Origin of the sequence: Alcanivorax hongdengensis A-11-3, from assembly GCF_000300995.1 — a bacterium.
GTDB classification, from domain to species: domain Bacteria; phylum Pseudomonadota; class Gammaproteobacteria; order Pseudomonadales; family Alcanivoracaceae; genus Alcanivorax; species Alcanivorax hongdengensis.
This window is the reverse complement of sequence record NZ_AMRJ01000014.1, coordinates 15342-26949: the sequence shown is the minus strand read 5'-3', so window position 1 is coordinate 26949 and position 11608 is coordinate 15342. Positions and strand designations below refer to the sequence as shown.

The window sequence follows — 11608 nt, the reverse complement described above, 5'->3', positions numbered from 1 at the left end:
GCCTGCTTTGTTAGCGTAGAAGAACGCACACATTAGCAAGGAGTTGCTCATGAGCGCCCCCTCCCTTTCCGATTCCCGCCTGTTCCGTCAGCAGTGCTATATCGACGGCCAGTGGTGTGACGCCGACGATGGCGCCACCGTGGACGTGGACAACCCGGCCACCGAACAGACCCTTGGCACCGTACCGCGCATGGGCGCCGGTGAGACCGAGCGGGCCATCAACGCCGCCAACCAGGCCCTGCCGGCCTGGCGCGACAAGACCGCCGGTGAACGGGCCGACATCCTGATGGCCTGGTTCGATCTGATGATGGCCAACCAGGATGATCTGGGACGGCTGATGACCCTGGAACAGGGCAAACCCCTGGCCGAAGCCAAAGGCGAGATTGCCTACGCCGCGTCCTTTCTCAAATGGTTTGCCGAAGAAGCCCGGCGTGCCTACGGCGATACCATCCCGGCACCCAAACCCAACCAGCGCATCGTGGTGATCAAGCAGCCCATCGGTGTCTGTGCCGCCATTACCCCCTGGAATTTTCCGTCGTCCATGATCACCCGCAAGGCCGGCGCGGCCCTGGCCGCCGGCTGCACCATGGTGGTCAAGCCGGCCACCGCCACGCCCTATTCCGCCCTGGCACTGGCGGAACTGGCAGAGCGGGCCGGTGTGCCCAAGGGCGTGTTCAGCGTCCTCACCGGCAGTGCCAGTGCCATTGCCGGGGCCCTCACCGACTCGCCGGTGGTGCGCAAGCTCAGCTTTACCGGCTCCACCGAGGTGGGCAGCACCCTGATGGCCCAGTGCGCCAAACATATCCAGAAGGTGTCCCTGGAGCTGGGCGGCAATGCCCCCTTCATCGTGTTTGACGATGCCAACCTGGACAAGGCCGTGGACGGCGCCATGGCCAGCAAATTCCGCAACACCGGCCAGACCTGTGTGTGCGTCAACCGCTTCCTGGTACAGGACAGCGTGCATGATGCCTTCGTGGAAAAGCTGAAAACCGCCATCGAGGCCATGAAGGTCGGTGACGGCCTGGAGGACGGCGTCACCCAGGCGGCCCTGATCAATCGCGGCGCGGCCGACAAGGTCATGGAGCACATCGAGGATGCCCTGGGCAAGGGCGCCAAGGTCATCACCGGCGGCCAGCGCCACGAAAAGGGCGGCAGCTTCGTGCAGCCAACGCTGATCACCGGCGTCTCCCCGGACGCCCAGTTGTGTCAGGAAGAAACCTTCGGCCCACTGGCGGCGGTAATCCCCTTCTCCAGCGAAGAAGAGGCCATCCGCATTGCCAATGACACACCCTACGGGCTGGCCGCCTACTTCTACAGCGACAACATCCACCGCTGCTGGCGCGTGGCCGAGGCGCTGGAAAGCGGCATGGTGGGTGTCAACGAAGGGCTCATCTCCAATGCCGCCGCCCCCTTTGGCGGCGTCAAGGAATCCGGGCTGGGCCGGGAAGGCTCGCACCAGGGCATGGACGAGTATCTGGAAACCAAATACCTGTGCATGGGAAGTTAATGTCATAGAGGGGCTGCCTGCTGGTAGCCCCGCATCGGGAGCGAGCCATGGAAACACGGCACGCAAGACTGGCCCTTCTGGCCGGCGACGGCATTGGCCCGGAGGTCATGGCCGTCACCGACGCGATTCTGGCCACCCTGATCCGCCAGCACCAACTGCCCGTTGAGGTGGACAACCTGCCCTGGCCCTCGCACCAGTGGCACCAGCAGCACGGCGAGATGATGCCCGCCGACGCGGTGCGCACCCTGCGCGGCTACGATGGTTTGCTACTGGGCGCCCTGGGCGATCCGGGCCCGCTCGATGACCCGCAACGCTATCTGCTGTCCGATAGTGTGTCACTGGCGCCGCTGCTGACCCTGCGCAAGGAGCTGGACCTGTGGGCCTGCGAGCGGCCGGCCCGCTGGCTGCCGGGCACGCCCTGCTACCTGGCCGACCCGCGCGCCCGCGACGTGGACATGCTGGTGATCCGCGAGAACAGTGAGGGCGAATACACCGGCCAGGGCGGGCGCCTGCGCCGTGGCACGGCCGACGAAGTGGCCACCCAGGTGGAAGTCTTCACCGCCGCCGCCACCGAACGGCTGATCCGCCATGCCTTTGAGCGCGCCCGCCAGCGGGCCGCCGACCGCACCGAGCCGCGGCGCTTCAGAGGCGACAAGGCCGCCCAGGTCTGCCTGATTACCAAACGCAACGCCCAGCCCCACTGGGGCGACCTGTACACGGAGACCTTCCAGCGACTGGCCGCCGATTACCCGGAGGTGGACACCCACCACGAGCTGGTGGACGCCGCCTGCATGAAATTCGTGCAGTGCCCCTGGCACTTTGATGTGGTGGTGGCCAGTAACCTGCACGGTGACATTCTCACCGATCTGGCCGCGGTGCTGTGTGGCGGGCCGGGGCTGGCGCCCTCCGCCAACCTCAACCCGCAGGACGACACCATTCCGGCCCTGTTCGAGCCGGTGCACGGCAGCGCGCCGGACATTGCCGGCCAGGATCTGGCCGACCCGCGTGCCACCCTGCTCAGCCTGGCCATGTTGCTGGACTGGCTGGGGCCACGCTGGCCCGCCTGCCAAAAGGCGGCACAACATCTGCATGACACCGTCAAGGCGGACCTGGCAGACAGCGATCATCACCACACCCGCGCCACCGGCGAGCGGCTCAACGAGCGGCTGCAATCGGCGCCGGCAACCACGCCAGAGAGGACAAGGAGAAGCTCATGAGTCATCTTTCGCCACTGCTGGTGCAATCCAGCAATATCTGTGCGCAACGGGGAGAAGGCAGCTGGCTCTACGACGAGCAGGGCCGCCGCTGGCTGGACTTCACCTCCGGCATCGGCGTCACCGCCACCGGCCACTGCCACCCCCATGTGGTGGAAGCCACCCGCAAGCAGGTGGGCACCCTGGTGCATGCCCAATATGCCACCGTCACCCACCCCAACATGCTGGCGCTCACGGACCGGCTCTATAACCATCTGCCCAAGGGCATCGACGCGGTGGCCTTCTCCAACTCCGGTAGCGAGTCGGTGGAGGCGGCGGTACGGCTCGCCCGCCAGGCCACCGGGCGGCCCAACATCATCGCCTTTCGCGGCGGCTTCCACGGCCGCACCCTGGCCGCCGCCTCGCTGACCACCTCGGCCAACAAGGTTCGCACTGGCTGGCAACCGATGATGGCCGGCGTCAGCTTCGCGCCCTTTCCGCACTGTTACCGCTACGGCTGGGATGAGGCCACCAGCGTGGATTTCTGCCTGCGCGAACTGGACCACCTGCTGGTCACCGAATGCAACCCGGCGGATACCGCCGCCATGATCGTCGAGCCAGTGCAGGGGGAATATGGCTACTACCCGGCCACCCGGGCCTTCATGCAGGGGCTGCGCGAGCGCTGTGACAAACACGGCATCCTGCTAATTGCCGACGAGATCCAGGCCGGCTACGGCCGCACCGGCAAGTTCTGGAGCCACAGCCACTTCCAGGTCAATCCGGATATCCTGATCACCGCCAAGGGCCTGGCCAGTGGTTACCCGCTGTCCGCCATTGCCGCCAGTCGCGACCTGATGGAGCATGGCTACCCGGGCTCCCAGGGCGGCACCTACGGCGCCAATGCGGTGGCCTGTGCGGCGGCCCTGGCGACGCTGGACGTGATTGAAAGCGAGCAGCTGGTAGACGGCGCTGCCCGCCATGGCGAGTACCTGCGCGAGCAGCTGGCCGGCCTGCAACAGGAGTTCGACTGCATTGACGAGATCCGCGGCATGGGCCTGATGCTGGGTATGGAAATTGTCAGCCGCCCGGGCGTAGCCGACGGCCAGCGGGCCGCCGCCCTGCTGCGGGCCAGTGAAGAGAAAGGCCTGCTGATTCTGCGCTGCGGCAGCGCCGGCCAGGTGGTGCGCTGGTTGCCACCCCTGACCTGTAGCCGCGAGGAGATCGATCATGCCGTTGGCATCTTCCGCAACGCTCTCAAGGAGACCCAATGAGCCAACCGCGCATCACTGTCCTGCTGGCCGAGGATGAACCGGCACTGCCGGGTCTTGAACCCCTGGCCGACCTGGCCCGGTTGCGGGAAGTGCGGACCCGCGATGAAATCGCCGATGCCCTGCCCGCCACCGATATTCTGGTGGTCACGGACTTCCGTACCGACCTGCTGGCCGAACTGTGGCCGACGGACTGCCCGATTCGCTGGGTGCACGCCACCAGCGCCGGGGTGGATGCCCTGATGATCGAGCCGATCCGCAATGGTGACATCCTGGTTACCAATGCCCAGGGCATCTTTGATCGGGGCATCGCCGAATATGTGCTCGGCGCCCTGCTGCTGTTTGCCAAGGACACGCTCACCAACCTGCAGTTGCAACGCCAGCACCGCTGGCAACACCGGGAAACCCGCCTGCTGCAAGGCAGCCGGGCCCTGGTGGTGGGCGCCGGCTCCATTGGTCGGGAAGTGGCCACCCTGCTGAATGCCCTGGGCGTGCAGGTGGTCGGCACCGCCCGCCATGCCCGCCACGACCCACCCTTTCTGCGGGTACACCGCCAGCAGGATCTGCCCGCCCTGCTGGCGGATGCGGATTACGTGATTGTCACCGCGCCGCTGACGCCGGATACCCGGGGACTGTTTGACCGGGCCCAGTTCCGTCGCATGAAACCCGGCGCAATATTCATCAACGTGGGGCGCGGCCCCATCGTCGACACGGACGCCCTGGTGCACGCCCTGAACACCCGTCTGGGCGGCGCCGCCCTGGATGTGTTCGAGCAGGAACCCCTGCCGGAAGAGCACCCGCTCTGGGAGCACCCCAATGTCATGTTATCCGCCCACATGGCCGGGGATTTCATCGGCTGGCGCACCGCCCTGGGCGAACAGTTCGTGGCCAATTTTCGCCGCTGGCAACGGGGACAGCCGCTTAACAACACCGTCAGCAAGGAACACGGCTATGTAACACGCCGGTAGGCATATCGCCGCCGGCCCCGCGCCTGAAACAGGAGACACGCCAATGAGTGAGGGAGTACTGACCATGAGCGCCCTGGCGCTCAAAGCCGCCTACCAGTCCGGCGCGCTATCCCCGGTGGAGGTCACCACCGCCCTGCTGGATCATATTGAGCGCCACGACAAAGCCCTCAATGCCTGGTGCCTGATCGACCGCGACACCACCCTGCAATGGGCCCAGGCGTCGGAACAGCGCTACCGCAAGAAGCAACCCATGGGCCAGCTGGATGGCGTGCCGGTGGCCGTCAAGGACGTGTTTCTGACCCCCATGTGGCCCACCGTAAAGGGCTCGCGCACCATCGACCCGGACAGCACTCTCAACAAACGCTCGCCGGCCACCGCCGCCCTGGAGCGCCACGGCTATGTGCCCCTTGGCAAGACCACCACCCCGGAGTTCGGCTGGAAAGGCATCACCGACAGTCCCCTGTGTGGCGCCACCAACAACCCCTGGAACCCGACCAAGACCGCCGGAGGCAGTAGCGGTGGCAGCGCCGCCGCAGTGGCTGCGGGCATGGCCCCCCTGGCACTGGGCACCGATGCCGGCGGCTCCATCCGCATCCCTGCCGGGTTCTGCGGCATTGTCGGCTTCAAGCCCACCTTCGGCGAAGTGCCACACTGGCCAGCCAGCCCGTTTGGCACCCTGGCCCATGCCGGCCCCATGACCCGTACCGTGAGTGACGCCGCCCTGATGATGAACGTGCTCAGTGAGGCGGACTCCCGGGACAGCCAGGCGGCTCCCCGCCGGGGTGTGGATTATCTGGCCAGCCTGGATCGCCCCCTCAAGGGGCTGCGCATCGCCTACAGTGCCAGCTTCGGTTATGTGGACGTGCAGGCGGATATCGACAAGGCGGTGCGCCAGGCCGCCGAGGTATTCCGGGAGCTGGGCGCCACGGTCACCGAAGTGGACCCGGGCTTCAGCAACCCGCTGGCCGCCTTCAGCCATCTTTTCTACAGCGGTGCCGCCAATGCCATGCGTGACCTGGGTGATGCCAAGCGCCAGCAAATGGACCCGGCTCTGGTGGAAGTGGCCAGCAAGGCCGAAAAGCTGTCCATGCTCGATTACCTGGGCGCAGTCAACGAGCGCATGGCCCTGAGCGAACGCATGGCTGTCTTCCACACCAAATACGACCTGCTGATCACCCCGACCCTGCCGATCAGCGCCTTCGACACCAACCGGGAGGTGCCCGTGGACTGGCCCAGCACCCGCTGGCCCACCTGGACCCCCTTTACCTACCCGTTCAACATGACTGGCCAGCCGGCCCTGTCCCTGCCACTGGGGCTGGCCGAGGACGGCCTGCCCATGGCGCTGCAGATTGTCGGCGGGCGCTTTACCGATGAAACGGTACTGGCCGCCGGCCATGCCTTCGAACGGGCCCAGCCATTCAAGCTGCGCCCGCCCATGCTGGAGGGCATGGAAAGCGATTGAGCAACCCGGTCACCGGGCCTGGCCCGGTGCTATCCGTACGGCCCGTCGCCATCGGCGCGGGCCGGGAAATAACAGGAGTCGCTGATGGGTAATATCAATCTGGACACGGATTTCTACGAAAGCGAAGACCCGATCTGGAACCCGGCCCTGCTGACCATTCCGGTGCCGGGCATTCGCCGCATGGTGAACCTGGCGGCCAACCTGGAGGATGTGATCCACCTGTCCATCGGCCAGCCGGACTTCAAACCGCCACAGCATGTGATACAGGCCGGCGTGGATGCCTTCCAGGCGGGCCAGACCGGCTACACCATGGATGCCGGACTGCCGGAACTGCTGGAAGCTTTGGCCGAGTACTACGGCCACCGCTACCAACGCCCGCTGCTGCCGGAAAACATCATCGTCACCACCGGTGCCACCGAAGCCATCTATCTGGCGCTGACCGCCACCTCTGCACCGGGGCGTGAGTTCATCGTGCCGGACCCGTCCTTCATGCTCTACGGCCCCCTGATTCGCATGAATGGTGGCGTGGTCAAAACCGTGCCCACCCGGGCCGAGGACAACCACCAGCTGGACCCGCAGGCGGTGATTGATGCCATGGGCCCCAACACCTATGCGGTGATTCTCAACTCGCCCAGCAACCCCACCGGGACGCTCTACCCGCGGGAAACCATTGAAACCATCGTCGAGGAAGCCGCCTACCGGGGCATCTATGTCATCAGTGACGAGGTCTACGACCATCTGATCTATGACAAACGGGAATATCCCAGCGTACTGTCCTGCTGCTCGGATCTGGACCATGTGATGGTCATCAGCAGCTTTTCGAAAACCTTTTCCATGGCCGGCATGCGCATCGGCTGGCTGATTGCCAGCCAGGGCGCCATCAAGAAGTTACGCCGCTATCACATGTTCACCACCACCGTGGCCAACACACCCTGCCAATGGGCCGGAGTCGCCGCCCTGCGCGGTAGCCGTGACTTCATCGACAACATGGTGGGGGAATACCAGCAGCGCCGGGACCGGCTGGTGGAGCTGGTGGAGCAGACGCCACACCTGACCGGCTACCGGCCGGATGGCGCCTTCTACCTGTTTCCGTCGTTACCGGAAGGCGTGGACGGCGCCAATGTGGCGCTCAAACTGCTCAAGGAAACCGGCGTGTGCACGGTGTCGGGGGATACCTTCGGGGAGTCCTGCCGCAATGCACTGCGCATCAGTTACTCCACTTCGCTGGAACAGATCGAGGCGGCCTTCGACCGCCTGATCCCCTGGATGGAGAAACAGCAGTTCAGCTGATTATTCCTGACTGTCGCCGTTCTTGCCCGCGCTGGCCTTGGCTTGCTGCTGGGCCAGTTCGGCATCCAGGTCCGAGAACATCTGTTGCAGGGCCGGCATGACCCGCTGCATCTGCTGCTGGGACAACTGCACGGACTGGGTCATCACCGCCGGCATTTTCTTCATGATGGAGCGCCCGGTGGGTGACTGATAGAAGTCGGCCATGTCTTTCAGCTCTTCCAGGCTGAAGGTGTCCATGTAGACCTTAACCATCTGCGTCTTCATGGCTTTCCAGTCCAGCCCTTCACTGAGCACGGTTTCCATACGCTTGTGATAACGCTTGCGCATGGCCGTCTGATCATCGGGAATACTCTGGGTCAGGGCCTGCTCGCCCATGGTTTCAATCTGTTTGCGCGCCTCGGCATAAATGGCTTCGGTGTTGCTGGCTTCCAGCACCTTCATGGCAGCCTGTTTCTTGGCTGCCATGTCATCGGCCATGGCCCAGGTGGCCAGCATGGACAACAACAGTGCGGCGATTATTCTTTTCATCCTGTCTCTCCCGTCGGATGTTTTTTCATGTTCTGTCTCCATCGACACGGCCACGCCCCGCCAAAAGAAAAGGGCCGCGATCGCTCGCGGCCCTTCACTATCAGTGATCACTGATTAACTATCAATTGCCTTTTCAGGGCATGTCGTCAATTTCTTCCTTGGGCGTCACCAGGAAATCGTCCTTGCTGACGTTCAGCACGAACAGGAAATTGCACACCACATAGATGGACGAATAGGTCCCGACAAAAATACCGATCAGCAAGGCCTCGGAAAACGCCCGCATCACTTCGCCACCGAAAAAGTACAGGGCAAACAGTACCAGCATGGTGGTCAGGGACGTGTTGATGGTACGGCTGAAGGTCACGTTCACCGCGCCGTTGACGATTTCCACCGGGTCAGTGAGGCGACTGTTGCGAAAGTCTTCACGCACCCGGTCGGCCACCACGATGGAATCGTTGATGGAATAACCGATCAACGCCAACACCGCCGCCAGCACGGTCAGGTCGAATTGCCACTGCAGCAGGGAGAACAGCCCCAGGGTAATCAGCACATCGTGGAACAGGGCCAACACGCTGGCGATGCCGAACTTGTTGGAGAACCGGAACCAGACATACAGCATCACCATGCCCAGAGCCATCAGCATGGCCACCCCGGACTGATCGCGCAGCTCGTCGCCCACCTGGGGCCCGACAAACTCCACTTTCTGCAGGGTCATGTCCGGGTTATCCCGGGTGACAGCGGTGAAGACCTCGTCACCCACCTGGTCGGCATCCTCGCCTTCGCGGGGCGCCACACTGATGATCACCTCCTTGGGCGAGCCATAATGCTGAACCACGCTGTCATTGAAGCCGGCGCCTTCCAGGTCACCACGCACCGACGCCAGGTCAATGTCAGCCGTGTTCTGCAGGACCACATTGGTACCACCGGTGAAATCCAGACCCAGGTTCAGGCCCCGGGTGGACAACAGCACCACCGAGGCAATCACCAGAATGAAAGACAACAGCCCCAGCGGTTTGCGTGCGGCCATAAAATTGATGTTCATGGTAGCTCTGCTCATAACCGCCTCAAATGCTCAGTTTGGTCGGCGCGCGACCGGCGCGACCGTAAATCAGTTCCACCATGGCACGGGTACCGACAATGGCCGTGAACATGGAGGTGAGAATGCCGATAAACAGCGTCACGGCAAACCCTTTCACCGTGCCGGTACCCACCGCGAACAGAATGATCGCCACAATCAGGGTGGTGATGTTGGCATCGAAAATGGTGACAAAGGCGCGGGCGTAGCCCTCTTCGATGGCCTGCAGGGGGCGCAGCCCCATACGCAGATCCTCCTTGATGCGCTCGAAGATCAGCACGTTGGCATCCACCGCCATACCCACGGTCAGCACGATACCGGCAATGCCGGGCAGGGTCAGGGTGGCGCCGGGAATCAGGGACATGACTCCGATAATGATTACCAGGTTACCCAGCAGGGCAATGTTGGCGATGATGCCGAAAATCTTGTACCAGACCAGCATGAACACCAGCACCAGGCTCAGGCCCAGCACCATGGATTTGAAACCGGCCTCGATGTTTTCCTTACCCAGGCTCGGGCCTACCGTGCGCTCTTCGACAATGGTCACCGGCGCGGCCAGGGAACCGGCGCGCAGCAGCAACGCCAGTTCCGACGCTTCCGCCGGGTTATCCAGGCCGGTAATGCGGAAACGGCTACCCAGGGTGTCCTGAATGGTGGCCACGTTGATCACGTAGCGGTCGGTGGTGCTCACCGGCGTCAGTTTGCTCTTGCCGTCTTCACCGGTGACCTTCTTCATGTCGGTCTTGGTTTCGATGAACAGTACCGCCATGGGATTACCCACATTCTTGGCGGTAATACGCTGCATGCGGCGGGCACCATCGGAATCCAGCGACACATTCACTTCCGGCTGGCTGGTGCGCTGATCAAAGCCCATCTTGGCATCTATGACCTGGTCGCCGGTGGCGATCTTGGATTTCTGCAATGCCACGATGCGGCCTTCCTGGCCCTTGAACGGGAAAAACTCCACGCCCGGAGGCGCCATGCCGGTGCTCAGACGCGCCTGGGAGACACTCTGGTCTACCAGACGGAATTCCAGGGTCGCGGTGCGGCCCAGAATCCGGCGGGCCACGGTGGCGTCCTGCACGCCGGGCAACTGCACCAGAATCCGGTCGGCGCCCTGACGCTGCACCACGGCCTCGGCCACACCCAGTTCGTTGACCCGCTTGTTCAGCGCCGTACGGTTCTGGTCCACGGCGTAATCACGGATGCCCTTGAGAGCACTGTCATTAAGCTTGAGCACCACTTCCGGCGTGTCGCCGGCCGGGCGCATGGTAAAGCTGTCGAGAATGCGGCGTAACGGGGCGCGGGCCGCATCGGCGGCCACCTGATCATCAAAGGTGGCGGTAATGGTGGTGTCCTTGTACTCCACCGAGCGATAACGCACACCGGCATCACGCAGCGCCAGCTTGGCGTTGCCGGCCCAGGCTTCCATGCGGCTCTTGATCACCGCGTTCATGTCCACCTGCAGCACGAAGTGCACCCCGCCACGCAGGTCCAGACCCAGGTTCATGGGGCCGGCACCCAGTGAGCGCAGCCATTGCGGCGTGGTGGCTGCCAGGTTGAGGGCCACGATGTAACCGTCACCCAGCTCGGCGGCGGCCAGATCCCGGGCCTGCAGCTGATCTTCGCTGCTGTCCAGACGTACCAGCCAGGAATCCCCGACCTGCTCGGTACGACCGATATTCAGATTGGCCTCTTTGAGGTCCTTCATTACCTGCTGAAATTTCTGCTCGGGCACTTTCCCGCCAGCCTCAGCACTGCTGATCTGAATCGCGGGCGCATCCGGATAAAGGTTGGGTAAAGCATAAAGGCCGCTGATAACAAGGACGGCCAGCAGCAGGAAAAACTTCCAGCGTGGATAGCGGGTCATAATTATGTCCGGTGTTGCCGGTGAAACGAAAAGCCCCATCCGGGGACGGGGCTATCTGTTGTTTTAGATGGACTTGATGGTGCCTTTTGGCAGGGTGGCCTGGACACTGCTTTTCTGCAGTTTGATTTCCAGGTTGTTGCTGATTTCCACCACCACGAAATCGTCGGTGACCTTGACCACCTTGCCAAGGATGCCGCCGCTGGTGACCACTTCATCGCCCTTGCCCAGCGCCTGGATCAGGTTCTTGTGCTCCTTGGCCCGCTTCTGTTGCGGACGAATCAGCAGGAAGTAGAACACCACCATCATCACCACGAGCATGATCAGCTCGATGCCACCGGGGCCCTGGGGGGCAGCCGGTGCCGCATAGGCAGGCGCCATCACCGCCATCAGGGTGGAAGCCAGCGCGGCATTGCGGGTGAGACACATCAACCGGTTCATTATTTACTC

General features: G+C 63.4%; 10 protein-coding genes. 6 read left to right on the top strand and 4 right to left on the bottom strand.

All coding sequences use genetic code 11. The features are described 5' to 3' along the window. Positions 1-49 precede the first annotated feature (49 nt). The 6 genes from A11A3_RS09980 to A11A3_RS09955 all read left to right on the top strand — a co-directional run bounded on the left by A11A3_RS09980 (position 50) and on the right by A11A3_RS09955 (position 7688). Positions 50-1507: an NAD-dependent succinate-semialdehyde dehydrogenase gene (locus A11A3_RS09980; RefSeq protein ID WP_008929172.1), complete on the top strand. Its 1458-nt coding sequence runs from the start codon at positions 50-52 to the stop codon at positions 1505-1507. A gap of 47 nt (positions 1508-1554) precedes the next feature. Then, positions 1555-2724: an isocitrate/isopropylmalate dehydrogenase family protein gene (locus A11A3_RS09975; RefSeq protein WP_008929171.1), complete on the top strand. Its 1170-nt coding sequence runs from the start codon at positions 1555-1557 to the stop codon at positions 2722-2724. Then, positions 2721-3971 (top strand): aspartate aminotransferase family protein, encoded by a 1251-nt coding sequence (locus A11A3_RS09970; protein ID WP_008929170.1) that lies wholly within the window; start codon positions 2721-2723, stop codon positions 3969-3971. The genes A11A3_RS09975 and A11A3_RS09970 overlap by 4 nt, the downstream gene beginning before the upstream one ends. Further along, positions 3968-4936, top strand: coding sequence for a D-2-hydroxyacid dehydrogenase (locus tag A11A3_RS09965; protein WP_008929169.1), 969 nt, complete (start codon positions 3968-3970; stop codon positions 4934-4936). Before A11A3_RS09970 ends, A11A3_RS09965 begins: the two co-directional genes overlap by 4 nt. 43 nt (positions 4937-4979) lie before the next feature. Further along, entirely contained in the window at positions 4980-6398 is a 1419-nt protein-coding gene (locus tag A11A3_RS09960) for an amidase (protein WP_008929168.1), read from the top strand. An 84-nt stretch (positions 6399-6482) separates the two neighbouring features. After that, the gene (locus A11A3_RS09955) at positions 6483-7688 is read left to right on the top strand and encodes a pyridoxal phosphate-dependent aminotransferase (RefSeq protein WP_008929167.1); all 1206 of its coding nucleotides are present in this window, start codon (positions 6483-6485) and stop codon (positions 7686-7688) included. On the opposite strand, the gene A11A3_RS09950 is transcribed toward A11A3_RS09955, so the two are convergent. From A11A3_RS09950 to yajC, 4 genes are all read right to left on the bottom strand, one after another. Continuing rightward, positions 7689-8216: a DUF2059 domain-containing protein gene (locus tag A11A3_RS09950; protein WP_008929166.1), complete on the bottom strand. Its 528-nt coding sequence runs from the start codon at positions 8214-8216 to the stop codon at positions 7689-7691. It abuts the gene before it with no gap. A 133-nt stretch (positions 8217-8349) separates the two neighbouring features. Next, positions 8350-9258: a protein translocase subunit SecF gene (gene secF / locus A11A3_RS09945; RefSeq protein WP_008929165.1), complete on the bottom strand. Its 909-nt coding sequence runs from the start codon at positions 9256-9258 to the stop codon at positions 8350-8352. Between the two features lie 22 nt (positions 9259-9280). Beyond that, positions 9281-11161 carry a protein translocase subunit SecD gene (gene secD / locus A11A3_RS09940; RefSeq protein WP_008929164.1) on the bottom strand — a complete coding sequence of 627 codons (1881 nt, stop codon included), beginning with the start codon at positions 11159-11161 and terminating at the stop codon, positions 9281-9283. 63 nt (positions 11162-11224) lie between these two features. Beyond that, a complete protein-coding gene (gene yajC / locus A11A3_RS09935; RefSeq protein WP_008929163.1) occupies positions 11225-11599 on the bottom strand; it encodes a preprotein translocase subunit YajC in 375 nt (124 codons plus the stop codon). Positions 11600-11608 lie beyond the last annotated feature (9 nt).

Coding starts and splice junctions, on each gene's coding strand:
- A11A3_RS09960 (WP_008929168.1), top strand. CDS start 4,980: ATGAGTGAGGGAGTACTGACCATGAGCGCCCTGGCGCTCAAAGCCGCC.
- A11A3_RS09965 (WP_008929169.1), top strand. CDS start 3,968: ATGAGCCAACCGCGCATCACTGTCCTGCTGGCCGAGGATGAACCGGCA.
- secD (WP_008929164.1), bottom strand. CDS start 11,161: ATGACCCGCTATCCACGCTGGAAGTTTTTCCTGCTGCTGGCCGTCCTT.
- A11A3_RS09975 (WP_008929171.1), top strand. CDS start 1,555: ATGGAAACACGGCACGCAAGACTGGCCCTTCTGGCCGGCGACGGCATT.
- A11A3_RS09970 (WP_008929170.1), top strand. CDS start 2,721: ATGAGTCATCTTTCGCCACTGCTGGTGCAATCCAGCAATATCTGTGCG.
- secF (WP_008929165.1), bottom strand. CDS start 9,258: ATGAACATCAATTTTATGGCCGCACGCAAACCGCTGGGGCTGTTGTCT.
- A11A3_RS09950 (WP_008929166.1), bottom strand. CDS start 8,216: ATGAAAAGAATAATCGCCGCACTGTTGTTGTCCATGCTGGCCACCTGG.
- A11A3_RS09955 (WP_008929167.1), top strand. CDS start 6,483: ATGGGTAATATCAATCTGGACACGGATTTCTACGAAAGCGAAGACCCG.
- yajC (WP_008929163.1), bottom strand. CDS start 11,599: ATGAACCGGTTGATGTGTCTCACCCGCAATGCCGCGCTGGCTTCCACC.
- A11A3_RS09980 (WP_008929172.1), top strand. CDS start 50: ATGAGCGCCCCCTCCCTTTCCGATTCCCGCCTGTTCCGTCAGCAGTGC.